20 protein-coding genes and 2 pseudogenes are annotated in these 23,613 nt (G+C 61.2%); 11 read left to right on the plus strand and 11 right to left on the minus strand.

All coding sequences use genetic code 11. The features are described 5' to 3' along the window. Positions 1-16: 16 nt before the first annotated feature. From trbJ to trbI, 7 genes are all read left to right on the plus strand, one after another. Positions 17-790 (plus strand): P-type conjugative transfer protein TrbJ, encoded by a 774-nt coding sequence (gene trbJ / locus AC1DYO_RS03520; protein ID WP_477260540.1) that lies wholly within the window; start codon positions 17-19, stop codon positions 788-790. 65 nt (positions 791-855) lie between these two features. Beyond that, positions 856-1,023, plus strand: a complete 168-nt coding sequence (trbK, locus tag AC1DYO_RS03525) for an entry exclusion protein TrbK (RefSeq protein ID WP_477260542.1) — start codon at positions 856-858, stop codon at positions 1,021-1,023. Beyond that, positions 1,017-2,210, plus strand: coding sequence for a P-type conjugative transfer protein TrbL (trbL, locus tag AC1DYO_RS03530; protein ID WP_477260339.1), 1,194 nt, complete (start codon positions 1,017-1,019; stop codon positions 2,208-2,210). Before trbK ends, trbL begins: the two co-directional genes overlap by 7 nt. Before the next feature lie 29 nt (positions 2,211-2,239). Continuing rightward, positions 2,240-2,902, plus strand: coding sequence for a conjugal transfer protein TrbF (locus AC1DYO_RS03535; protein WP_477260341.1), 663 nt, complete (start codon positions 2,240-2,242; stop codon positions 2,900-2,902). Then, a complete protein-coding gene (gene trbG, locus AC1DYO_RS03540; protein ID WP_477260343.1) occupies positions 2,899-3,756 on the plus strand; it encodes a P-type conjugative transfer protein TrbG in 858 nt (285 codons plus the stop codon). The genes AC1DYO_RS03535 and trbG overlap by 4 nt, the downstream gene beginning before the upstream one ends. A 17-nt stretch (positions 3,757-3,773) precedes the next feature. Continuing rightward, entirely contained in the window at positions 3,774-4,226 is a 453-nt protein-coding gene (trbH, locus tag AC1DYO_RS03545) for a conjugal transfer protein TrbH (RefSeq protein ID WP_477260345.1), read from the plus strand. A gap of 15 nt (positions 4,227-4,241) precedes the next feature. After that, on the plus strand, positions 4,242-5,564 hold the full coding sequence (gene trbI, locus AC1DYO_RS03550; RefSeq protein WP_477260347.1) for an IncP-type conjugal transfer protein TrbI: 1,323 nt from the start codon (positions 4,242-4,244) through the stop codon (positions 5,562-5,564). A 31-nt stretch (positions 5,565-5,595) separates the two neighbouring features. On the opposite strand, the gene AC1DYO_RS03555 is transcribed toward trbI, so the two are convergent. The 6 genes from AC1DYO_RS03555 to AC1DYO_RS03580 all read right to left on the minus strand — a co-directional run bounded on the left by AC1DYO_RS03555 (position 5,596) and on the right by AC1DYO_RS03580 (position 12,842). Continuing rightward, the gene (locus AC1DYO_RS03555; RefSeq protein ID WP_477260349.1) at positions 5,596-6,093 is read right to left on the minus strand and encodes a zinc-binding dehydrogenase; all 498 of its coding nucleotides are present in this window, start codon (positions 6,091-6,093) and stop codon (positions 5,596-5,598) included. Positions 6,094-6,389: 296 nt separating this feature from the next. Next, positions 6,390-8,534, minus strand: a complete 2,145-nt coding sequence (locus tag AC1DYO_RS03560) for a beta-galactosidase (protein ID WP_477260351.1) — start codon at positions 8,532-8,534, stop codon at positions 6,390-6,392. 26 nt (positions 8,535-8,560) lie between these two features. After that, the gene (locus AC1DYO_RS03565; protein ID WP_477260353.1) at positions 8,561-9,706 is read right to left on the minus strand and encodes an ABC transporter ATP-binding protein; all 1,146 of its coding nucleotides are present in this window, start codon (positions 9,704-9,706) and stop codon (positions 8,561-8,563) included. Positions 9,707-9,773: 67 nt separating this feature from the next. Beyond that, the gene (locus AC1DYO_RS03570) at positions 9,774-10,625 is read right to left on the minus strand and encodes a carbohydrate ABC transporter permease (protein ID WP_477260355.1); all 852 of its coding nucleotides are present in this window, start codon (positions 10,623-10,625) and stop codon (positions 9,774-9,776) included. Continuing rightward, positions 10,625-11,509, minus strand: coding sequence for a carbohydrate ABC transporter permease (locus AC1DYO_RS03575; RefSeq protein ID WP_477260357.1), 885 nt, complete (start codon positions 11,507-11,509; stop codon positions 10,625-10,627). Before AC1DYO_RS03575 ends, AC1DYO_RS03570 begins: the two co-directional genes overlap by 1 nt. 61 nt (positions 11,510-11,570) lie before the next feature. Continuing rightward, positions 11,571-12,842, minus strand: coding sequence for an ABC transporter substrate-binding protein (locus tag AC1DYO_RS03580; RefSeq protein WP_477260359.1), 1,272 nt, complete (start codon positions 12,840-12,842; stop codon positions 11,571-11,573). A 114-nt stretch (positions 12,843-12,956) separates the two neighbouring features. Here AC1DYO_RS03580 and AC1DYO_RS03585 point away from each other — a divergent pair, with 114 nt between their 5' ends. After that, positions 12,957-14,159, plus strand: coding sequence for an ROK family protein (locus AC1DYO_RS03585; protein ID WP_477260361.1), 1,203 nt, complete (start codon positions 12,957-12,959; stop codon positions 14,157-14,159). A 241-nt stretch (positions 14,160-14,400) separates the two neighbouring features. Here AC1DYO_RS03585 and AC1DYO_RS03590 read toward each other — a convergent pair. From AC1DYO_RS03590 to traA, 5 genes and pseudogenes are all read right to left on the minus strand, one after another. Further along, positions 14,401-15,132, minus strand: a pseudogene (locus AC1DYO_RS03590) (ISNCY family transposase); the annotation flags it as partial. 56 nt (positions 15,133-15,188) lie between these two features. Then, a pseudogene (locus tag AC1DYO_RS03595) lies at positions 15,189-15,371 on the minus strand (hypothetical protein); the annotation flags it as partial. A gap of 451 nt (positions 15,372-15,822) precedes the next feature. Continuing rightward, positions 15,823-17,091 (minus strand): conjugal transfer protein TraB, encoded by a 1,269-nt coding sequence (locus AC1DYO_RS03600; RefSeq protein ID WP_477260363.1) that lies wholly within the window; start codon positions 17,089-17,091, stop codon positions 15,823-15,825. After that, entirely contained in the window at positions 16,979-17,515 is a 537-nt protein-coding gene (gene traF, locus AC1DYO_RS03605) for a conjugative transfer signal peptidase TraF (RefSeq protein ID WP_477260543.1), read from the minus strand. Before traF ends, AC1DYO_RS03600 begins: the two co-directional genes overlap by 113 nt. A gap of 2 nt (positions 17,516-17,517) precedes the next feature. Further along, the gene (gene traA, locus AC1DYO_RS03610; RefSeq protein ID WP_477260365.1) at positions 17,518-20,883 is read right to left on the minus strand and encodes a Ti-type conjugative transfer relaxase TraA; all 3,366 of its coding nucleotides are present in this window, start codon (positions 20,881-20,883) and stop codon (positions 17,518-17,520) included. Positions 20,884-21,081: 198 nt separating this feature from the next. Here traA and AC1DYO_RS03615 point away from each other — a divergent pair, with 198 nt between their 5' ends. The 3 genes from AC1DYO_RS03615 to traG are packed head-to-tail and all read left to right on the plus strand — an operon-like array spanning position 21,082 to position 23,459. Beyond that, the gene (locus AC1DYO_RS03615; protein ID WP_477260367.1) at positions 21,082-21,330 is read left to right on the plus strand and encodes a TraC family protein; all 249 of its coding nucleotides are present in this window, start codon (positions 21,082-21,084) and stop codon (positions 21,328-21,330) included. Positions 21,331-21,337: 7 nt separating this feature from the next. Next, positions 21,338-21,622 carry a conjugal transfer protein TraD gene (gene traD / locus AC1DYO_RS03620; protein WP_477260369.1) on the plus strand — a complete coding sequence of 95 codons (285 nt, stop codon included), beginning with the start codon at positions 21,338-21,340 and terminating at the stop codon, positions 21,620-21,622. After that, entirely contained in the window at positions 21,543-23,459 is a 1,917-nt protein-coding gene (gene traG / locus AC1DYO_RS03625) for a Ti-type conjugative transfer system protein TraG (protein WP_477260371.1), read from the plus strand. Before traD ends, traG begins: the two co-directional genes overlap by 80 nt. Positions 23,460-23,613 lie beyond the last annotated feature (154 nt).

Here is a 23,613-nt window from a genome sequence, read left to right on the forward strand (position 1 = left end):
CGGCTCACTTGCTCCAATGATCTTGCTCCTGGCGGCAAGCGCGTCAGTGCCAGCAGCGCTGACCGCTGCCAACGCGGGTGCCGTCACCGGCAACGCGACTGAATGGACCCAGTTGCTCAACAACTCAGAGCTCGTTGGCCTTGTCGGCCAGTCGGCCGAGCAAATCCAGAACCAGGTCACGCAGGTCACCCAGCTTGCCGAGCAGATCCAGAACCAGATGCGCATTTACGAAAACATGCTGCAAAATACGGCGAAGCTTCCTTCCCAGGTCTGGGGTCAAGTCGAGACCGATCTCGGAAAGCTCCAGGGAATCGTAAACCAGGGGCAAGGGATCGCCTTCTCCATGGGTAATATGGACGATGTCCTGAAGCAGCGGTTCCAAAGCTATGCCGATTTCAAGAGCAACCTGCCGGAAGGGCAGGACTTTTCAAGCGCGTGGCAAAGCTGGTCGGATACCAACCGCGACACCATAGCCGGCACGCTGAAAGCGGCCAACCTGACCGCGGAACAATTCTCCAACGAGGAAGGCACAATGCGCCAGCTCCGTTCGATGTCGGAATCAGCGGACGGACAGATGAAGGCCCTCCAGGTCGGGCATCAGATCGCAACCCAGCAGGTCGCCCAGACTCAGAAACTGCGCGGACTGCTAGCGCAGCAAACGACCATGATGGGGACCTGGTTTCAGTCCGAACAGGCAGGGAAGGACCTCGCACAAGCGCGACGGGAGAAATTCTTCAACGCCCCGACCCGTGACATTCGCGGCGGCCAAACCATGGAGCCGCGCTGGTGAGCAAACCTCCATACGTCGGGTTAGTTCTTGCACTCCTGTTCAGTTTGTTCGCCGGAGGCACTATTGTGTGGGTATGGACGACGACAACCGGGGTGCCAGCGGCGAGTTCACCGTCTTCTTCAGCAACATCATCAACCTCGGATGCCGAACACCGTAGCCGAGTGGAAAGATTCTTTGGTGGGGACCCCGATCGCAACATTCGGAATGGCCAGGAAATGAAGCCACGATGGTAACGAAACCAAAACGCGGATTCGGGTTCGTCGCTGTAGTAGCCGCTGCCCTTGCACTGCTTGCGTGCGTTCCGGCCCTTGCCCAGGAAGGCTCGGTGCTGACGACTCTGGAGAACTCTGTCGTCATCGCCGCCAAGGGTTGGGAAACGACGGTGATAGATGCCGCCCGTTCCCTGTTCTGGATTCTGGCAGGCATTGAGATCGGCCTCGCCGCGGTTTGGCTCGCCATAAATGCCGCCTCGCTCGATGCATGGTTCGCGGAGCTGGTTCGACGGATCATGTTCGTTGGGCTTTTCGCGTTCATTCTCGAACGAGGGCCAAGCTTCGCCAAAGCAATAGTCGACAGTCTCTTCCAGATAGGTGCCAATGGTGGATCAGCGTCGCCCGCCAACGTCTTCGACGCTGGCATACGTGTCGCCTCGAAGATGTCCGAACAGGCGAAGTTCGGCCTGTTCGAAGACAACGCGCTGGCGATCGCCGCGGTCTTCGCCATGGTCGTGGTGGTCGTTTCTTTCTCCCTTGTCGCCGCGATCTTCGTTGCGGTCATGGTCGAGATGTATGTTGGATTGCTTGCTGGCATGATCATGCTTGGTCTTGGGGGCTCATCTTTCACCAAGGACTTCGCCGTCCGCTATCTAGTCTACGCTCTATCGGTTGGCATGAAGCTGATGGCGCTGGTCATGATAGCCCGCATCGGATCCGAGGTGCTGCTCGGTCTAGCGGAAGCACCAACCGCGACATCGGACCAGTTCATCACAACGCTTGCGATCGCCGGCATATCAGTCGTGGTCTTCATCATCGCCATGTATGTGCCCGCCATTCTGCAAGGCGTGGTTCAGGGCGTCTCTGTCACCGGCGGCATGGAAACGATACGTCACGGCGGGCAGGCAACCTCTGCAGGTCTTGGCGTCGGCACCCTCGCCTACGGTGGGGTGAGGGCCGGCTCTTCGGCGTACTCCGAAGCCCGGCAGTCAGGAGCATCGTTCGGTTCCGCTGCGATAAAGGGCATCTCCTCAGGTGTCGGATTGGCAGGCGGTGCACTAGCCTCCGCCGCTAAAGACCAGGCGATCGGCGCACCGGGTTCATACGGCACGTCTACACTCGGCCTGGCCAACGCCAAGCTCGATGCCGGCCGCTCCGCGCCAAAACACAGTTCCGGCTCCAAGCCCAATTCCGTCTCCAAGAAATAATTCCTCCTACAGAATCGAGACCAGCACAGATGGCCAGACGCGACCATCCCGACAACCCGTATCTCGCCGCCCGCCAGGAGTGGAACGAGCGCTATGGAAGCTACGTGAAGGCTGCGAGCGCCTGGCGCATCGTCGGCATCACCGGCATGACCATGGCGGTGATCGGCTTCTCCTACGCGCTCTATCAGAGCACGCAGGTGAAGCTGGTGCCCTACATTGTCGAGGTCGATAAACTGGGCGCCGCGGCTATCGCCGGCTATCCCCAACAGATCGAGTACGCCGACCCCCGCGTCGTTCGCGCAGCCCTCGGCGGCTTCATCACATCCTTCCGGTCGATCACGCCAGATGCGGTCGTTCAGAAGCAATACATCGACCGAACGTATGCCCTGCTCCGGACGTCGGATCCCGCCACCGAGAAGATAAACAGCTGGTTTCGAGGCAATTCGCCCTTCGAGAAAGCCAAGGCCGCGACGGTGGCGATCGAGGTGAACAATGTCGTCGCCTTGTCCAACCAGAGCTACCAGATCGACTGGACCGAATTCGAACGTGATCGAAAAGGCAAGGAAACGGCGAGCCGTCGTTTTCGAGGAATCGCCACCGTCACGCTCACCCCGCCACAGGATGAGGAAATCATCCGTCTGAACCCGATCGGATTGTATCTCCGCGACTTCGATTGGACCGCGCAACTATGACGCCCGCGAGGTTCTTCACCATGATCCCATCATCCATGCGAGCGAGTGCCTGTGTTGCCATGCTTGCACTGTCATCGGCATCGACTTGGGCGACATGCTCGGCGGCCCAGGAAATGAGCGCCAACGAGGCGAAAGGCACCAGCATTTCCAGCAAGTGGCGTGGATCGCGCGGCCTCGTCACCAAGGGCGCCGATGGCAAGGTGGTCTTCCTCTATGGCGAGGTCCAGCCGTCCGTCGTCTGCTCACCGCTGCAGGTCTGTGACATTGAGTTACAGGCCGGCGAGGTCATTCACGATGTCCTGGTTGGCGACACCGTCCGCTGGACGGTCGAGCCGGCAACATCCGGTGCTGTTGGCGGGCAGGCCGTCCATTTGATCGTCAAGCCTTCGGAGCCCGACCTTGTGTCATCAATGGTGGTGACGACGTCGCGGCGCACCTATCACATCCAGCTTAAATCGCATCAGACGCAATACATGGCTCGTGTCGGTTTCGAATACCCCGAGGACGCCAACCAGAAGTTCGCCGAGATCAGTGCGCGGATGGAGGCAAGCACCATCCCCGGTGCCGGCGTTCCCGCCGAAAATCTCAACTTTGGCTATCAGACAAGCGGTCGGGCACGCTGGAAGCCGACTCGCGTCTATTCGGACGGAACAAAAACCTACATCCAGTTCCCGTCCTCCTTTGCCGGCCAGGATGCGCCGGTCCTCTTCGTCGTCTCGGGAGGCGAGAACCGGATCGTCAACTACAGGCTGAAAGGCACGATGATGATCGTCGACTACATGGTCGACCGCGCGGTCCTGATTTCTGGCGTCGGCTGGAAGCAGCAGAAGATCACCATCAAGCGGGGAGGGTGATCATGACGGATTTTCGAATGACCGGATCTTCGCTCGCCCGAATTGTGGCTGTCGTCGTGATGAGCGCTGGAATCGGCGCTTGCCAGACGGCGGACCAGGGCGGTCTCACAGCACACGCCGACAAGGCGGAGCTTTCTTCCAACGCCGCCAATGCGATTGCCGGCGACATGGTAGGCAAACTCGCCGAGGTCGCCGGCCCCGGCACTGGAACGGTCATCCTCAAATCCGATGGTTCGCCCTTCGGCAAAGCCTTGGCGTCCTCGCTGAAGGGTTGGGGTTATGCCGTGGCAACACCCGACCAGAAATCAGACGCTGGCAGGCTCATTCAACTCGCCTATGCCGTCGACAATTTCGAGGGCAATGTGCTCGCCCGCCTGTCGACGCCGACCATCGATCTTGGCCGCGCATATGCGGTGACCAGCACAGGTGCGGCGCCTTCGAGCCCGCTCTCCATCATGCGGCGCAATTAGGGAAGGGAGGATCGAATGTCCTCACTCGACATCTCGCCAACGCCGCTCGGCGACGGTGACGGCGTTCCCCGCATTCGTCGCATCAACAGGTTGCCGGTCATCGCTGCAATCGGGCTCGCCATTGTGTTCTTCGGGGTCATCATCTACGGGTTGTCGCAGCGCGGCCTGTATTTCCGCGGCGATGACGGTATCGGCACCACGTCCAACTCTCCGCCCGCGCGTGACTTCGCCGATCAACTCAAGCGGGGCGTATCGGACGGCGTTATCGACGCACCGGTCGAACCCTCCCTCTTCCGGCCGTCACCGGCACCGGCGCCAGCCACAGCGCCGCCAGCCAATCCGTTCAAGCCGGCACCCGCGACCGATGAACCCGTTGCCGCGTCACAGCCGGCGCTTGAGCCCGAACACATCTGGCGGGCTCGCCTCGATCGTGAACAGCAGGAGCAATATCTGCGCGAGCGGTATCGGCAACGCTTGGCCCGGCTTCAGGCAAACGACGCAGCCTACGATTCCCCGATTGCCGTCAATATTGGCCAACAAGGCCAACTCAACGGAGGCAAAGAGGTCACTCCTGATGCCAGTGGCGCAAATACATCTCGAGCCGGCGCGGCCGAGCTCTATGCCGCGGCGATGCGTGCCGGTCTCGACGGCCAGGCGGGGGGCGATGCGAACCGGCAGGCGGACAAGGCCGGCTTCTTCAATCAGGATATCAAGGATCTCGGCTACCTACCCAATCAGGTCGTCCCCCAATTGTCGCCGTATGAACTCAAGCGGGGTTCGGTCATCCCAGCCACACTCATCACCGGCGTCAACTCGGACCTCCCGGGCCGGATTATCGCGCAGGTCTCCCAGAACGTCTATGACACCGCCACTGGGCATCGCTTGCTAGTCCCCCAAGGCGCGAAGCTCTTCGGTAGATACGATTCGAGCGTCACCTTTGGCCAGCGCCGCGTCCTCGTCGTCTGGACCGACATCATTTTCCCGAACGGTGCGACCCTGCAGATCGGCGGCATGGCCGGCACCGATGCCCAAGGCTATGGTGGCTTCAAGGACAGAGTAAATAACCACTATCTGCGGATGTTCGGGTCGGCGATTCTGGTTGCAGCAATCGGTGCCGGCGTCGACATGGCAATCCCCGAAGATCGTAACGCGCTCGGCTCTGAAAACAGCGCCGAGAATTCAGCAAGGCGGTCTTTTGCAGAGACCTTCGGCCGTGTTGCCGAGCGAACAATTTCGAAGAATATCGACGTCCAGCCAACACTCGAAATTCGACCTGGCTACAAGTTCAATATCCTGGTCGATCAGGACATCGTATTCCCGGGTACTTACAGATTGTGAACCGCAATCACTTCGATTGTGGCAACTCGTCTCACACCTTTAGCACCAGCGCGCCGGTCGTTCGTCGAGACTCCAGATCGCGATGGGCCTCCGACGCCGCTGCCAGATCGTAGTGCCTCGGAGGCTCGACCTTGATAATCCCCTGTCGCAGCGCGGCAAAGAACCGGTTCAATTGCGGAGCAAGCTTCTGCGGTGTGTCCGTATAATGCGCGTAGTTCGGCCGGGAAATCGTGACGGACTTCGAAGAGAACCGACCGATGTCCCAGTTGCCGACTGGGCCGGAAGCCTGGCCGAAACTGACGAGATGGCCTCGTACTGCGAGTGCCGCCAGCGACCCACCGAAGGTATCGTTGCCGACAGCGTCATAGGCGACATCCGCGCCGGCGCCGCCAGTCAATCGCATGACGGCCTCGGCGAAATTCTCTCGCGAATAGACGATGACGTGATGAGCACCGAGCCGTTCGACGATCCGCGCCTTGTCGTCGCTCGACACCGTCGCAATGACCGTTGCTCCGAGATGGCGGGCCAAAGCTCTCCCTGACGGCCACGTGGGTTGGGTAGGAAACCGCCACTAGACTTCCGCGGTCCAGCCCGGAATGCGCTTGCCAAGGTCTGAAATCCCCTCAACCATTAGAGCGCGCCAGCCGGCTCTGAGGCAGAGTCGGCGTCTTGGTTACGCATTCGCCGACAGTTTGTTTCGAATGTCGGATTTTTTGACGTAGATTCTGCCGCAGCCTTTTGGCTTGGAGATAGCCATGAAAAATACGCAGGCGTTGTCATGGCATTAGCGTCATCGTTCGTTGTTCTTTGCCGAGCGGCAGCTTCTCAAGGGCCGAGCAAGATCACCGCGCAGCCATAGGCTTCGAGTTGCATGGGTCCCCTGGTCGGACGATCGGTCAGCAGGTCCAGGCCCAGAGGGACCTCCGGCACCATGACGGGAATTTCCGTGGTGTTTTGAATGAACATGAGCTGGCGATCCTCGGCCTCGCGGATTGTCACCTCAACGCCGGCCGGCAGTTCAGGAAGCAAAGGCGTGACGCCCGCCTTGGCAAGAACGACCTCAGTAAAGGCTTCGGCAAGCTGCCGGGTAAGATAGGTGCCGACATAGACGACGCGACCTTTGCCGACCTGCCGTGAGGTGATCGCCGGCTGGCCGGCACAGAAGCGGTCCGACCATGTGCCCAGCACCTCAGTGTCCGGCGCGACCTCGAGCAACTCGTAAAGGTGAGCGGCCTCGAATTGCCGGTTGCCCAGGGTGAAGCGATATTTGCGCTCCGCCGACGAGGACGGCAGTGGCGACGGGGGCACGTAGACGCCCATCGCGGGCTGCCGGAACAGGGGGAACAGCCCAGAGCCGCCCTCCGGAACAAGGCGGCCGAATTCGGTAACCTTGACGCCGCTCAACGCAGACAGGGCGCTTCCGGGCGCCTGTTCGCGGATAATGTGGTTGTTGTCATCCCGGGTTCCGCTCAGCGCCGTCAGGATCAGCGTGCCGCCATTGCGGACAAACGCTTCCACGGCGTCGTTCCATTGCTCCTTCCACATCACCCAATGCGGAACATAGAGCGCCTTGAGCCGTGACAGATCGTCTTCGGGGTGAATGAAGCCGCAGGCTATCCCCTTGTGGTAGCAGTGCCGGTGCAGAAGCATGGCGTCGTCGAGCGGACTTGGCAGGCCGATGGGATAGGTCTTGTGCGCTTCCTGGTTGTCGAAGTCGGCTCCGGCAATGCCGACGTCCATGCGCACGACTGTGCCGAGGAGCTGGTCCTTGATGGCGGCAATCTCGTGGAAGAAACGGCTGGCCTCGTCATAACGGCGCCGGGGCACGTCGTCGTGATCGATGACCCCCATCCAGTAGATTTCGGCGCCGAAATGCGCTGGGCGCCAGCGGAAGAACATGATGCCGTCGGCGCCGCGCGCCACCGACGTCATCGCCATGCGGCGCATTTCGCCGGGCTCCGGGGTCATGGTCGAAAAGCCCGGCTGGCTGCCAAAACCCGAGGCCTGCTCCGGCACGATGTAGTTGCCGGAATATGCGCGGCAGATGTCGAGATGCAGCGCCTGCGTGGCCGCATGTCCGCCGGTGCGGCGCATTTCATCATACAGCATCGGGTAGATGTCGAAGCCGATGAAGTCGAGATCCTGTCCGAACTGGCCGCGGAAATCGATGTCGGCGAGCTGGCCAAGATTGTGGAAGATGAACCAGTCTGGATTGGCGGCACGCAGGATCTCGACCTGATCGTGCTGAAAGGCCGCCGTCGCGGCAGCCAGGAAGCGATGGTAGTCCTGCACGTGCCCGGGGCTGGGATAGGACGGCATCAGCGGCCGTGGCAGCTCGATCTGGGAGAAATCGTCGTATGCCGTTGCCCAGAAATGGCCTCCCCAGGCGAAGTTCAGCGCGTTGATCGCGCCGTATTTGTGTTGCAGGAATTTCTGGAACTCCAGCCGCGTCGCCGGCGCGAACGATTCCGAAACGGTCGTGTTGAGCTCGTTGTCCGTCTGCCAGCCGATGACTCGCTCGTTATCGCGGTAATGCGCCGCCATGGCCCGCGTGATGCGGCGGCTGTGGCTACGAAACACCGGGCTGGTCGTGTCGGCGTGCTGACGCGATCCGTGGCTTGCGGGGCGGCCGTTGACGTCAACGCGCAGCACTTCCGGATAGTTCGCGGTCAGCCAGCGCGGCGGCGTCGCCGTCGGCGTGCACAGGATCGTGTCGATCCCGGCAGCGCCGAGAAGATCGATCGCCCGGTCAAAGAGGCCGAAGTCGAATTTCCCCTCATAGGGTTCGAAAATATGCCAGGCGAACTCGCCCATCCGGACCGTGTTGACACCGGCCGCGACCATGCGCTCGGCATCGCGCCGCCAACTGCTTTCGTCGACATGTTCGGGATAATGCGGCGCTCCCAGCAGGAAGCGGTCGAGGTTGAGGGGACGCCAAACCGAAAGTGGGGCGGGCTTATTGCGCTGCATGCGGATGATACTCTTGGATCTGTGGGTCAAGTTGTGGGGACGGGTTTTCGCGATGTCAGCGTGCGGCCGTCGGGTCCGAACAGATAGGCCTCGGCGAGCTCGAAACCGGCCGTCAGTTGGGCTCCGACGCCGATCGGCGACACCTTATTGAGCTGGACCGTGAAATTGCCGGTGCCGCTGTCCGAATTGGTCGCCTGAAGGGGGGAGGCGTCGAGGTAGAGAACCGTTTCCCGCCCCAGATGTTCGACCAGCCGCACCTGGCCAGGGAACGATGCCTGGTCGGCATTTGCCCGTTCGAGCAGATGCAGATTTTCCGGTCGGATACCGACAGTCACCGCATCGCCCGACGAAATTCCGGTCACATCGATGCCGGCGAAGGCAAGAACCGGCATTCCTGCCGTCTTCAACGTGACCGTGGCCGCATCGACGGTTTCCACCCGCGCTTCTATGAAGTTCATGCGCGGCGCGCCGAGAAAGCCGGCGACGAAGATGTTTGCCGGATTGGCGTAGAGCTCGAGCGGGGAGCCGACCTGCTCGACCCGCCCCTTGTTCAACACCACGATCCGGTCCGCCATAGTCATGGCCTCGATCTGGTCGTGGGTGACATAGACCATGGTGGATCCGAGCTGGGCGTGAAGGCCTGAAAGCTCCACCCGCATCTGCGTGCGCAATGCGGCGTCGAGGTTCGACAGCGGTTCGTCGAACAAAAACACCTCCGGCGAGCGCGTGATGGCGCGGCCGATCGCGACGCGCTGGCGCTGCCCACCCGACAATTGCTTCGGGCGCTTGTCGAGTTGTTCCTCCAGGCGAAGGATCTGCGCAGCGCGTTTGACGGCGGCATCGATCTCGGCCTTTGGCCGGTTCGCCATCCGCAAGCCGAAGCCCATATTCTCGGCGACGGTCATGTGCGGATAGAGCGCGTAGGACTGGAACACCATGGCGATGCCGCGATCGCCGGGTTCTTCGCATGTGACATCACGCCCGTTGATCACGACCTGGCCGGAGTTGATGGTCTCGAGGCCGGCGATCGTCTTCAGCAAGGTCGACTTTCCGCAGCCGGATGGCCCGACCATGACGACGAACTCGCCCTTTTCGATCGTCAGGTCGATCGCCTTCAGGGCATGATAGCCGGCATAGTGCTTGTCGACCTTGCGCAATTCCACGCTGCTCATCGCGAGGCGCCTTTCCCTGTTTGCGGGTTGCGTCCGTTTGGTCCAACCTGCATTTCTCGAACCGAAATCATCCCTTGACCGCCCCCATGGTGAGGCCGCTGATGAAGTGCTTCTGCATCAGGAAGAACATGACGACCGGGGGCAGGGCGACAAAGATCGTTGCCGCCGAAACGATGTTCCACGCCGACGTCCATTCGCCGCGCAGATTGTTCAGCCCCGCCGTGACGGGTTTGACGGCATCGCTCTGGGTCAGAACGATCGCCCAGAAATAGTCGTTCCAGACGAAGGTGAAAGTGAGGATTGCTAATGCCGCCAGCGCAGGCCGCACTAGGGGAACAACGACATGGCGCAGCACCTGGTAGGGCGACGCGCCCTCGGCACGCGCGGCCTGGAACAATTCACCCGGGAGTGCGGCGATGAAATTGCGCATGAACAGTGTCGCAAAGCCGGTCTGGAAGGCGACGTGGAATACGATCAGCGCATAGATGGTGTCGTAGAGGCCGAGCCTCACCATCAGGTCGCGCACCGGGATCATCATGACCTGGGCGGGCAGGAAATTGCCGCCGACGAACAGCGCGAAAATGAGATTCGAACCGCGGAATGGATAGCGCGACAGCACGAAGCCGGTCAGTGTCGATAGGATCAGGACGCCGATCACCGAAGGAATGGTGATCAGCAGGCTGTTGAGAAAGAAGCGCAGCATCGCGGTCTGCTCGAACACCGCCGTGTAATTCTCGACCAGGCTGAATTTCTGCGGCCAGCCCCAGTAATTGCCCGCCATCAGCTCCTCGTTGGAGCGGATCGACGTCAGCATGACGGCAAGCAGCGGCAGCAGCCACAGCGCGACGACAAGGGTCACGCCACCGACATAGAGCGCGCGCTGGATTTTCGCATCTTGGGGGATCGGGCGCGGGTACATCAGGCGTTGCTCCGTTCGGCCTTGATGAGGCCACGCAGATACCAGGCGATGAAGCTGATCATGATCACGAAGAGAACCGTGGCGATCGCCGCGCCATAGCCGAAGCGGTACGAGAAGATCGATTCCTCGTACATCTGGTAGGCGAGCACCGTCGACGAGCCGTAAGGACCGCCAGTGGTCATCACCGCGACCATGTCGAAGGAGCGCAGCGCGCCGATCACCGTCACTGCGATGGCAATGAACCCGACCTGCGACAGTTGCGGCAGGACCACATGGCGAAGCATGCGCCAGCCGCGTGCGCCGTCGACGCGTCCGGCGCCGATCAGGTCCTCGTTGAGGTTGTTCAGCCCGGCCAGGAACAGCACCATGCAGAAGGCGATCTGCGGCCAGAGAGCTGCCGCGGCGACCGCGAAGGTGGCCAAATTCTCGTCGGAAAGCAGTGCCGGCGCGGTGCCGCCGAACAGGCCAAAGATCAATTGCAGCAGCCCGTAGGTCGGATCATAGACCCAGCCGAAGACGACGCCGACGGTCACCGTCGCCAGCACCAGCGGGACGAAGAACAGCGACTTCAGCATGCGCATGCCGCTGATCTGCTGGTTGACGATCAGCGCCAGCGCGAGGCCGATCGGCGGCGCCAGCATGAATATCAGCAGCCAGATGACGTTGTTCTTGAGCGAGACGTAGAATTGCGGGTCGTCGGCCAGTTCGACATAGTTGGCGAGGCCGACCCAAGTCTTCGCGCCGATGCCGTCCCATTCGTACAGCGAGATCCAGACCGTCTCGACGGAGGCAGCAAGAATTACCAGGCTGAACAGGATGAGGCCCGGCAGAAGGAACAATGCCGGTGTCAACCAATGACGATTTCTGCGCCAGAAGCGGTGCATTGGATTCACCCAAAAAGGGGCGGGAGCAGCCCCAGGCTGCCTCCCGCCAGGTCCGGGAGGATTAGCCGAAAATTCTCTTGCGGGTTTTTTCCATCCGCTCGAGGATCTGATCGCGCCGTTCGGGCTTGACCATGAATTCCTGGAGCCCCGTCATGCCCTCCTGGGCCATGTCCGGATCGGTGTCGCGGTCGTAGTATTGTGACGTGCCGACCACCTTCTTCAGTTCCTCGACGGCGGCGTTTACCAGCGGATCGCTGCTGGGCGGGCAGTCGTTGCGCGGCGGGATGGCGCCCTCCGCGGCCAGGAAAGCTCCCAGATTCTCCGGCTTGTAGAAATAGGCGAGGAAGTCGCGCGCGCCTTGCTTGTTTTTCGCATTGGCCGGGACGTGAATGGAATTGACCGAAAAATCTTCATACCTGGCGACGCCGGGGACGATTTCGGGAAACGGCGCGTAGGCGAGCTGCGGGATGTCCGGTTCCGGGAAGGCGGACCTGACGAATCCGCCGAGGTCCATCATCGCGGCTTTCTTCTGCGCCAGCGCCGCACCGGCCTGCTCCCAACCGAAGGAACTGTGGTTGGGCGAGAAGAAACCGGCCTTGATCAGATCGTTCCATCTGTCGAAGACGGGGGTCAGCATCGGATCGGTGTATTGGACCTTGCCGTCCATCAGGGCGATGTGCTTGTCGAGGCCGTTGATGCGCAGGTTCATATGATCGAACCAACCGCCTGCCGGCCACAGTTCCTTGGTGCCCATGCTCATCGGGATCATGCTTGCGGATTTCGCGGCCTCGCCGAAGGCGAGAAACTCGTTCCAGGTCTTCGGCGGCGTCCAATTGTGTTCGGCAAAGACATCCTTGCGGTAGAACAGGCCCCAGAGCAGACCGCCCATCGGCAGGCCATACTGCTTGTCGCCGACAGTGACCGCATTTGTCGTGGCGCCGAGCACGCTCTTGTAGTTCTCCCGAACGAACAGATCGGAAATGTCGTCGAACAGGCCCTTGTTGACAAAGGCCTTCATGCGGTTCCCGGAGAACCAGAAACAGATGTCGGGAGCGCCGACGACCAAATAACTACGGATCGCGGTCTTGTGCGCCTCGTGATCCATGTTGTTGATGGTGATCTTGGCGCCGGATTTTGCCTCGTATTCGGCCGCAAGCCTGTGCAGGATGTCGCGTTGCCCGGCGTTGCTGAGATTGGAAATGATGTTGATTTCCTGCGCCTGCGCCAGGGCCGGGAAGCAGAGGCTCCCGGTGGCGGATGCAGCGAGAGCAGCGCCCGTGCCTTTCAGGAAGCGGCGCCTTGTCGTGGACAGATTTGTAACGGTGATGGCCATGGCTTTTATCTCCTCCCTGAGAACAGCCGGATTCCAATTGAACCGAGGCAAGTCGTAGCGTATGCAGGTAAAGCCGGTCAATACTTAATTTACAAAATTAATAATGAGGCGGAAATGAAACTGAAGGGCGACCAACAGACGTCGCGTTCGATCAATCGCCGACTGATCCTCAACCTGCTGCGCAGGGAAGGAGCGATCAGCCGCGCCGAGATCGCCGCGATCACCGGGCTGAGTCCGGCTGCGGTGACGTTCGTGGTCGCTGACCTGCTGAGAGAAAACATCCTGGTCGAGGGAGAGGCCAGCATTGGAGCCCCGGGGCGGCGGCCCATACCGATCGACATCAATTATGCGGGCCGTCTGGTTGTCGGGTTCAAGCTGATGGTCGGTGCGATCGATTGCGTGCTGACCGATCTGGCCACGAACCCCATTGCCTCCAGGCGCGTTCCCGTGCCTGATCACTCGCCGCAAAGTACGGTGGAAGCCTGCGCCGCTGCAGTCAGCAAGCTGCTCGCGGACCATGCGGTGCCAACTGGGGCACAGCTCAGCGGTATCGGCATCGCGGTGCCTGGGGTCATCGACAATGGCGTCTGCCGGCTCAGCCACCGATTCGGCTGGACCGACGTGCCGATAGCCGCCATGCTGGCAGAGTTCGTGAATGTGCCTGTCTGGGCCGACGACGATACCAACGCTTTTGCGCTCGCGCAGCAACTGTTCGGCCTCGGCCGGCATCACCGGACTGTTGGCGCGCTGGCCATCGGCGCCGGCATCAGCTGCGCGGTGGTGATTGACGGCTCGGTCCATCATGGTGCGAACGGCGCCGCGGGCAAGATGGGCCACTCGATCTACGATCCGAATGGGCCGCACTGCGAGTGCGGCCGCCGCGGCTGCCTTCAGACGTTTTTTTCGGAGCCGGCACTGGTCAAGCGGTGGCGTGAAGCGAAGGGCCTCTCGGGTGAGGTTGACCGCCACGACATGCTCGAAGCGGCCCAGGCCGGTGACGAGACGGCCGTGAATTTGTTGCGCGAGGCGGGCGAGGGTATCGGCAGATTCCTGGGAAGTTTCTGCAACATCATCGATCCGGAAGTGATTGTCGGCGGCGGCGAAGCCGTCAGCTTCGGCGACTATCTCTTCGGGCCGATGCGCGATGCGCTGGCGCGTTATGCCATGTGGGCCCCACCACCGATCACGCCGGACTGGGCGGACGATTCCTGGGCGCGGGGCGCCGCCGCGCTTGCTACCCAGCGGCTCTTCGATTTCGAAAGCAGACCTGGTGAAATTAGCGGAGGTGCGAACGACATTTCCACTTTGCCAGATTAGAACATTTTCACTTAGCATCTACAACCGATGTGGCGGCGAGGTAGAAATGTCGCCGGCTCTGCAAATTAGAAATGTCGCATCCTACGTTTGCGAGGGCAGGGTGCAGCAAGTTAGAAATGCGACAGCGACGCACTTCCTGGCACCGACGTGAGCGCCCGATCGGGCGTAAGCTGGTCGGGGTTGCGCAGCCCGATCGGGCGCGTTCCAGCTTGGCTCCCTGGCTTTGGCTTTGAAAGCCACCTCACTCGGCAGCGGCCACCCTTGTCAGTGCCTGTTCTCGCCGCGGGCAGGGACCTTGGCGAACCTCGTTGAAGTCGGCAACGAACCCCGGCAGGAAAGCGTTGGCCGCCTCGATGTTCGATATGCCGGCGAGGCGCAGTTCCTTCACGAGACGATCCTGCAGTGTCCGATTGACCCTTTCGACCCGACCTTTGGCCTGACTCGAATTGGCGCACAGGATCTCGATGTTGAGTTCGGAAAGCGCCCGCCCGAATTGCGTCATGCCCCGGCCAGCGCGGGCCTCGGCCTTGGCCACCCGAAACACCGTATGCTTGTCGGAATAGAACGCTACCGGGCAATCGTGTGCCTTCAGATAGAGCTCGAGCGCCTCGAAGCAACTAAAGGTGCTCTCCGACTCTACAAAGCGAAGCTGCTGGAGCTTGCTCGTGGCGTCGTCGATGAAGACGAGCAGGGTACATGGATCGCTCCGCTCCTCGAACCAACGGTGATCGCTGCCGTCGATCTGTACCAGCTCGCCATACGACTCCCGACGTAATCTGGGCTGATGGAACGTCCTGCGCTGCTTTCGGGACAGCCGGATTCCAGCCTCCGCCATCCATTTGCGCAACGTCTCTCTCGACACGACCAGGCCGTGGTTCGCCGCCAACTTCTCGGCCGCCAAGGTCGCCCGAAGTCGAGATAGCGTTCCCGAGCCAACTGAACCGCCAGTTCGCCGATGCCGGCGACATATCGATGGTTCGACGGTCGTCCTCGAGCCTTGTGCCGAAGTGCTGCGGCGCCTTCGGCTCTGAACACCTTCAGCAGACGCTGGACCTGACGCGTCGTCATATCCAGCACACGCGCCGCCGAGACAACCGCCATGCGCCGCTCCAAAACCTTCGACAGCACCTCGATGCGTTGCAGCTCGCGCGCGCTCATTAAGATCAGTCCCAACCCGCCGTCTCCCTCGCTCAGGGACGAGCAGGGCGACATTCCTACTTTGCGGAATCAAGACATTTCTATTTTGCGGCAATACTATTTTGCGGCATAATATACATTATGGAACTTGTCTAACGGTTTGATTTTACTTTGTATTTGCCGTCCGTTGGAGAGCACTGTCAGAAGCCGTGGCCTAAAATCCAGACATTGAAAAGAACGCCGCAGAAGAAAAACAGCCCTAGAAACAGCCAGGACGTTTTTGGCCTGACCTTCCTCGAAAGACACTCATGAACTGTCTTCAGCACAACCGTCTCCCTAAGGCGCCTATCGCGAAGTCGTTCGTCCATCTCAGCTTATCCTTGGCCGCCTCATTGGACGCACAGCCTCATTGGACGCACAGCGAGTGCGCACTTGGGAAAAACTTCGCCGTGGTCTTGTTCATGATAGCTCCATGTTCTTATGGTTTGGAGGCTTCGGCAAGCGGTCCTCACATCCGTAAAGTGTTTCAGCGATTGAACGCCATGACAAGCGGCAGTCCGAACAGTGACGCCCAGGCTTGCGCGCTTGCCGTTTGTATCGCGACTATACTCGAGCCTGCCGTCCACCAGCCATTGCCGGTCGCGACGATGAGATCCGGCCGATGGAGCATGGAATGAAGGACCGGCCAGACGATGAGTTGCTCGTAGCAGATCAGCGGTGCGACTTTCTCTCCCCGGACGGAGACGACCGGATTGGCCAAGATTTCCACTCTTGCCCCGCCACGCTGACCAATCCAGTCAAGCCATGGCTGCCACATGGCGACGGGGACGGGCATACGTTGGCGATAGAGGATTTCGCTTCGCTCGGCCGAGATCCGCACCATGACGTTGTCATAGCCATCTTCGTCGACCACGGCGGCCCCGGCAATGACCGTCACGCTGCTCCCAGTCAGCTCCCGTGCCCAGAGCCGTTCGACGGTCGGCGTCCACAGACCGGCGGCGCTTTCCGGCAGGACACCGATGCTCCCGCCGTCAATTGACGCCGTCTTGGCGAGAGCAACCGTCTCGAGTTGTTGTGCATAATTGGCATAGCGGCCGGCTGAACCCCCAAACCGCGTATCAACGCCGACCCACCCTTCAGGCAGCTTGGGAGGCGTCCAATGTGTGGCGGACCAAGCCCAAAAACCTCCCATGAGCGCGGCCGCGATCGCCCATCGCTTCGTCGTCATGGTGAGCATCAGGATCGCGGCCGCTGCCAGCCCGAACCAACCCCATCCTGGAAACAAAAACCCGGCGGCCGTGATCGGATGCGCCCATCCGACAATACCGAAGGGCGGGATACTCATCACCACCGCAGCAATCGCGTAGCGTAGCGGCCGTCGCCAGCCCTTCGTGGAAGTCCAGAGTGTCGCGTGGACGGCGACGAAGACGAGCGACGCAGCAGACCAAAGCCCGATGCCGAGCGCGAACTGTGATCCGTAGAAATTCGCGACGCCTGGTGGCAGACCCCGCGATGCCGCCAGGAAATACCCTGCCGAGACCCAGGCGGCGATCATCCGCGAAGGCGAAAACGCCCACAGCCCAGGAAACGCCATGGCCGCCGGAAGAGCGAGCGGATTTCCGCTCCAGCCGATCGCGCCAGCGACTACACCGCCGGTGATGAGTATCAGCGAACGAAGTCCATCAAGGTGTGAAGGTGAGGATTGGTTGTGCGAGGCCGAGAATGCCAGCGGCCGGAACCGGCCCAAAATAGCGCGAGTCATATGAACCTGGATATCTGGAGTGAAGGAAGACATTGCCCGTCGGAACCACCCCGCCGACGAAGGCCGTGAGCACCCTGCCCTCGGTATCGACTGTGCGGAGTTCGGAATGCTCGAGGCGCCTGCCGTCGATATGCACGCGACCGTCGATTGCGATGTTCTGTCCCGCGATTGCTGCGACCGTCTTGATCAGCGGACCGGTTCCGCCGGCGCAAAGGCCTCGCGGGAGATAGCCACGCGCAAACGCAAGATCGAAGGCCGGCGTTTTTGGCGGACAGATAAATACGACGTCACCCACTTTCGGTTCGTGCTGAATCGCCTCGATCCGCCACAGGCCGAGCGGATAGCTCCGTGTCGTGTTCAGCCGATACCCACCCCATGCGCCAGCCCCGGCGATCGACAGAACCAGCGCGGCGCCGGCGCCAAGAATGATGACAGCGTTTCGACGTTGACGGCGCATCGTCACGAACCGGGTTTAAGGGTCGGGCGTTGAACGAGCTTGGCGGTTTCCGCCTGCTTCATTGCCTGGACGGACCGCTCATGCGCGGCGAGCTGCTGTGCCGCTCGCAACGTCGGCCAGGCTTCCGCGAGTTTCATTTTGTCTGCAGCGGGGATATTCGCTGCCAGCGCCTTGTAGGCTGGACCATCGATCTTTTGTGCATCCAGTCCGAGCAGGGCGCGCTCGCCGAAACGCGGGCCGAGTGCGGCATTCAGCCGATCGATCTCGGCCTTGACCATCCTGTCGGCGAGTGCGAAGCCGAGAGCGGCCGGTAGATCGTTGCGGTCTATCGCATCGCGCACCCGCTCCATGACGACGATCGCGGACTGGGACAGTGCCGGTATGTCGATCGATGCGCGCTGACGCGATTCCGTTTCCTTGACCTCAAACCGATTGGAAGCCTCCGACCTAAGGCGGATGTAGCGCTCGATCTCCGTCTTGAGCGCGGCACCTCCTCCGATCGCCATCTGCCGTTCCTGCTTCTCCGCCTTCGAGGCGAAGAGCCCGACGTTACCGCGCAGCTCGCCGAAGGTTTCGGGGTTGGCTGCAACTCGATCGAGCACGGCGCGATGACGATCGGGCGCTTCGACAACCGCGTCAATTTTCATGGCGTTCGCGGCCGCATGTGGATCCTGATAGATCTGAGCAAAGCGGTCCGACACCTCGCGCCATTGCAGCTTCACTGACGTTTCGGACAAGGCATTCTCCTTTACAATCTCAGTGATCGATCGCACCCATTGCGTCACGCCGCGCAGCAGTGGTTGGACGACGTTGGTGGGCGCGTTGACGGCGGAAGCGGGTCTCAGGATCGACGAGCGGGAAGCATTCAGAGCCGACGCTTGTTCGACCGGTCGCAAGCTGACGCTTGAGGCGAATGCCGCGAGCTTGACACCCAGTCTCGCCACCTTCTCCCTGGCGCGTGCGATGAGACGCAGCTGGTCGTCGAGCAAGGCTCTGGCGACATGGAACGCATGGAGGCCGCGGTTCATCGCATAGCGAAGAGCATCGAGATATTCGCGCGAGCCGGCGTAGTCGAGCGTCGTTTCCTTGGCGTTGCGGCGTGACAGGAGCGGGATCAGGCCGCCCGCCTTCTCGAAAGATCGACGCCCGTAATAGAGCGCAACATCCTCGCGATGGCGGGTCATGGCAACATACGAGAGATGCTTGTCGAGCGAGAGCGAGGCGAGCACTTTGACCCGATCAACAGTCGCGCCTTGCGACTTATGGATCGTCGTCGCGTAGCCGTGATCGACATCGCGATAAAATGCCTGGGCAATCTCGACCCGGCGTTTGTCGTCGCCGATCTCGACGACGATGCGTCCCAGCTTCGCCTCGGCGACGCGGCCGATCATGCCGTTCTTCACACCGAGCGAAATCTCGTTTCGCAGGAACACGATCTGGTCGCCGCCTGCGAAGTTCCGTGACCCCTGTTCGGTCTGGAATCGAAACCCTTCGCCGATCACGTCGCGCTCGATGAGTGCCGCGCGTGCCAGCTCGTTCAGCGTCCTCACGTCGCGGCGAAGGTGTGCGAGGATGATTGACGATTTTGCCGGATCGAAATCGCGGGTCCAGTCGGCGATCAGCATCTTGATCGCTTCAGCCTTGGTCTGGCTGCCGAGAACTTTGCCCCGGGCGCGATAGGCGTTGATCGCATGCGCCGTCCTGCCGCGCGCGAAATCCACGCTCGCCTTGCGCATCCAGCCCTGCTTCTGGCGGCGGACATTTTCGAGCACGACATAGCCGACACGGTCATGGATCGCTCGGAAGGCGGCGCCCGCTTCGATCGGCTGAAGCTGCTCGCCATCGCCGACCAGGACGAGCTTGGCGCCGGTGCGGGCAACCGCGTCGACGAACAGCGCCATCTGCCTCGACGCAACCATGCCGGCCTCATCCATGACGAAAACGGTCTTCGCGTCGAGAAGGTCGGTTCCCCTCCCCCACCGAAGCTCCCATGACGCCAATGTGCGCGCCGCGATTGCCGCTTCCTTCTCCAGGCCTTCGGCCGCCTTGCCGGCGAGCGCCCCGCCAACGACGCGAAAACCTTCGCATTCCCAGGCCTCGCGCGCCGCTTTCAGCGCGGTGGTTTTTCCCGCGCCCGCGAGGCCGACGATCGCCGCGATGCGAGATGCACCAGTCACATATTCAACCGCGGCGCGCTGCTCGTCATGCAGATAGGCATGCTCGCGAAACGTGACCGCGAGCGCGTCGTCCGAGATGGCAAAAGTCTCCTCCCCCGACAGGTGCAATGCTTGCCGTGCCATGTCGGCCTCGGTGCGGATCATCGTTCTTGTGGCAAGCCGTTCCGGAATGCGCTCGCCGGTCTCGAAGTTTAGCGTCTCGCGTTGCAGCCGTACCAATTCGGGGCTCGTCATCAGCCGCGCCATGACGTTCGCAAACGTTCCCGGATCGTCGACATAGCGGTGCACGAGCTTTGCCAGATCGCGCTCGGCAAAGACGCTGCGCTCGCGCGCGATCATGTCGAGAATGATTTCCGGGCGACGTTCAATCCGTTTCGCCGATTCTTGTCTCTGCCCCTCGAACATACGCATCCGTTCGAGATCGACCTCACGCTCCCTGGCTTCGGCCTCACGGGCGATGTGTGTCGCGCCGACGCCGATCTTGGAGGTTGGTACGAGCTTCAGTCCCCGATCCTCGAACGAGCGGTGGTCGACACGGATGTCGAGCCCCTGTTTGGCGAGATGCCGGTTTTGCAGGACCGCCCAGGCTTCGCGCCATTCATTCAGTGTCTGCTCGTCGCCAGCCCACAACCGATAGACGATCTTTCCGTGAGGATGCAGCTTCGATTTGATCCGAAGCGGGTTGCCGTTTTCGCCCAGCACCGCGATCCGCTTCGGCCCGAACGCCTCTTCGGTGAGCGGCCTCAGCGTCGTCATCAGATGGATGTGCGGATTGCCAGGACTGTCGTGATACGCCCAGTCCGCCACCATGCCGCGCGGAAGGATCTGTTCCGATACGAACGCACGCACGAGTTCGATGTTCTGTTCCCGCGTCAGTTCGACGGGGAGCGCCAAATCCATCTCGCGCATGAATTGCGCATCGGCTCGCTTCTCGAAAGTCTCGACAGCATTCCAGAGGGCGGCGGAAGCGCCTGCCGCGTCGCGCCCGTCGATCAGGGTACGCAGCCATGCAGGCGTTGCTTCCGGCAACGCAAACTCGGAATGGGCAAGCCCCTTCTTGTTGGAATAGTCGGCTACCCGCGCCTCCGCCTCGATCTCCATCCGCGCGCAATGCCGGTAGGCGGCGGATGCGACCGCGCTGCGGCCTTCTCCCCGACCGATGATCTGCGCATGCAAGTGGTAGATCGCCATCCGGCTCCAAAACTCCCGCCGGGAGCACACCGTCGCGCAAGCGACGTATAAGTGCGCCCTTCAATCCTCTCTTTGTTCGGCGGGATACTGCGGCAGCGATTGCCGCAAGACAGCTTCGGAAATCCGCAGGTGTCGGCACCAGGCTTCACCGCAATGATCGGCTTCTGAAAATGAGCGTCATGAGCCGGAGCAAACATCATGAGAAAATCATCGTCGAAGATCCGCGAGGAGATCGAGCGCCTGCACGATCAACTCAAGGCTGCCGAGACCAAGGAGGCCGAGCGGATCGGTCGCATCGCGGTCAAGGCCGGTCTGGGCGATCTCGATATCGACGAGGCGAAGCTCTCGGACCTTTTCGCGGAGATCGCCGGACGATTTCAGGCACGAAGCGAGAAGCGCCGGCAAGCCGCGCCGAAGCCGGCTCGGCCTGCTGAAGGCGATGCTTGAGCGAGTGATGAACATGCAGCGACGGCAGTCGGCGGAGGAGCGCAAGCGCGATACCCGCGAGAAAATCCAACTGGGCGGTCTGGTCGTGAAGGCCGGCCTTCGTTCGGCCGATCGCGCCGTCATCCTGGGCGCTCTCGTCGATCTGGCGCGCCGCACGCACAACCAGACGGAATGGGCGCGCCTGCGCGCAATCGGAAAGGCTGCCTTCGGCAATGACATGGAAGAAACTCGTGCTCACAATGGCGCCAGCAGCACTTATGATCGCAACGCTGTGGGGCCTGACGGGGATTGAGACCTGGCTTGCTTCGCTTGGAACATCGCATGCCGCCTATCTGTTTCTGGGCCAGCTCGGGCTGGCTCTCCCCTACGCTACGGCGGGCGGCGTCGGACTGATCTTTCTGTTTGCTGCCGCTGGCTCGGCATCGATCAGGTCGGCGGGCCTCAGCGCGCTTCTCGGCGCGATGCTCGTGGTCGTAATCGCCGTGATCAACGAAGGCGGCAGGCTCCTTTCATTCGCGGATCGCGTCGCCGAGGGAACGCTGTTGTCATATGCCGATCCTTTTACGTTCAGCGGCGCAATGGTCGCTTTGGGCGCCGGTATCTTCGCTCTTCGAGTTACACTTCTCGGCAATGCTGCCTTCGTATCACCTGCGCCGAAGCGGATCCCGGGCAAGCGCTCCATCCACGGCGACGCTGACTGGATGAGATTGACCGAGGCCGCGAAACTTTTTCCCAAAGAAGGCGGCATCGTCTTCGGAGAGCGCTATCGCGTCGACCGCGACACAGTTGCCGACAGATCGTTCAAGGCGAGCGATCACGAAAGCTGGGGAAGTGGTGGGCGGAAACCGTTGCTCGGCTTCGCAGGCGACTTCGGATCGGGTCATGCGATCGTCTTTGCCGGGTCCGGCGGCTTCAAGACGACGTCGGTGACCATTCCGACCGCGCTTCAATGGACGAGTGGACTGGTGGTTCTGGATCCCTCCAACGAGATCGCCCCGATGGTCACCGCGCATCGCAAATCGCTCAATCGACAGGTCTATGTCATCGATCCGGGACGCGGCGGCACCGGCTTCAACGCGCTCGACTGGATTGGCGAGTTTGGCGGCACGAAAGAGGAGGACATCGCCGCGGTCGCATCCTGGATCATGACCGACAATCCGCGGGTCGACGCCAGCCGAAACGATTTCTTTCGTGGATCGGCGCAGCAGTTGGTGACGGCCCTGATAGCGGACGTCTGCCTCTCCGGGCACACGCCATCCGGGAACCAGACGCTACGCCAGGTTCGGACCAATCTTGCCGAGCCGGAACCAAAACTGCGAACCCGGTTGCAGGAAATCTACGACTCGTCGCAAAGCGCATTTGTCCGCGAAAACGTCGCCCCCTTCATCAACATGACTCCGGAGACATTCTCGGGCATCTATGGCGCCGCGTCCAAGGAAACGCACTGGCTGTCGTACGAGAACTACGCCGCGCTCGTCTCGGGCAGAAGTTTTGCGACCGACGAGGTTGCAGCGGGCAAAACCGACATCTTCATCAACCTCGACCTGAAGACACTCGAGAACCATCCGGGCCTTGCGCGCGTCATCATCGGCTCGCTGATGAATGCCATCTACAATCGCAATGGAGATGTCGAAGACCGCACTCTCTTCCTGCTCGACGAGGTAGCGCGCCTCGGCTTCATGCGCATTCTCGAAACCGCCCGTGACGCAGGTCGCAAATATGGCATCAGTCTCCTGATGCTGTTCCAGTCGATCGGCCAGATGCGCGAAGCCTATGGCGGACGCGACGCCTCCTCAAAATGGTTCGAGTCCGCCTCGTGGACATCGTTCGCCGCGATCAATGACCCTGAAACAGCCGAATACATTTCGAAGCGTTGCGGCGACACGACGGTCGAGGTCGATCAGACCAGCACATCCTCGCGGATGAACGGAGCGTCGAGAACCCGCTCGAAGCAACTCGCCCGACGCCCTCTGATCCTTCCACACGAGGTCATGCAAATGCGAACCGACGAACAGATCGTCTTTACCGCCGGCAATCCTCCACTGCGCTGCGGCCGCGCGATCTATTTCCGGCGCAAGGAGATGGTTGCAATCGCTGGCGAGAACAGTTTCGGGCCGAAGAAGAAATGACATGGCCGATCGGCCAAGGATTTCTTTACCCATGGAAGCTCCGGGGCTTCTCTTCGGCGCAGTTTGGATAGCGCGTTCAGCCCCTCCGCTTCGCCGCCGGCAACGCCGGCGCGGCATCGAACTCGTTGGACGCTGGTTCCTTCGGGGGCGAGAT

The organism is Mesorhizobium sp. P2_F5, from assembly GCF_056403715.1.

Coding starts and splice junctions, on each gene's coding strand:
- trbJ (WP_477260540.1), top strand. CDS start 17: ATGATCTTGCTCCTGGCGGCAAGCGCGTCAGTGCCAGCAGCGCTGACC.
- trbL (WP_477260339.1), top strand. CDS start 1,017: ATGGTAACGAAACCAAAACGCGGATTCGGGTTCGTCGCTGTAGTAGCC.
- AC1DYO_RS03535 (WP_477260341.1), top strand. CDS start 2,240: ATGGCCAGACGCGACCATCCCGACAACCCGTATCTCGCCGCCCGCCAG.
- trbG (WP_477260343.1), top strand. CDS start 2,899: ATGACGCCCGCGAGGTTCTTCACCATGATCCCATCATCCATGCGAGCG.
- trbH (WP_477260345.1), top strand. CDS start 3,774: ATGACCGGATCTTCGCTCGCCCGAATTGTGGCTGTCGTCGTGATGAGC.
- trbI (WP_477260347.1), top strand. CDS start 4,242: ATGTCCTCACTCGACATCTCGCCAACGCCGCTCGGCGACGGTGACGGC.
- AC1DYO_RS03560 (WP_477260351.1), bottom strand. CDS start 8,534: ATGCAGCGCAATAAGCCCGCCCCACTTTCGGTTTGGCGTCCCCTCAAC.
- AC1DYO_RS03565 (WP_477260353.1), bottom strand. CDS start 9,706: ATGAGCAGCGTGGAATTGCGCAAGGTCGACAAGCACTATGCCGGCTAT.
- AC1DYO_RS03570 (WP_477260355.1), bottom strand. CDS start 10,625: ATGTACCCGCGCCCGATCCCCCAAGATGCGAAAATCCAGCGCGCGCTC.
- AC1DYO_RS03575 (WP_477260357.1), bottom strand. CDS start 11,509: ATGCACCGCTTCTGGCGCAGAAATCGTCATTGGTTGACACCGGCATTG.
- AC1DYO_RS03580 (WP_477260359.1), bottom strand. CDS start 12,842: ATGGCCATCACCGTTACAAATCTGTCCACGACAAGGCGCCGCTTCCTG.
- AC1DYO_RS03585 (WP_477260361.1), top strand. CDS start 12,957: ATGAAACTGAAGGGCGACCAACAGACGTCGCGTTCGATCAATCGCCGA.
- AC1DYO_RS03600 (WP_477260363.1), bottom strand. CDS start 17,091: ATGTCTTCCTTCACTCCAGATATCCAGGTTCATATGACTCGCGCTATT.
- traF (WP_477260543.1), bottom strand. CDS start 17,515: ATGCGCCGTCAACGTCGAAACGCTGTCATCATTCTTGGCGCCGGCGCC.
- traA (WP_477260365.1), bottom strand. CDS start 20,883: ATGGCGATCTACCACTTGCATGCGCAGATCATCGGTCGGGGAGAAGGC.
- AC1DYO_RS03615 (WP_477260367.1), top strand. CDS start 21,082: ATGAGAAAATCATCGTCGAAGATCCGCGAGGAGATCGAGCGCCTGCAC.
- traD (WP_477260369.1), top strand. CDS start 21,338: ATGAACATGCAGCGACGGCAGTCGGCGGAGGAGCGCAAGCGCGATACC.
- traG (WP_477260371.1), top strand. CDS start 21,543: ATGACATGGAAGAAACTCGTGCTCACAATGGCGCCAGCAGCACTTATG.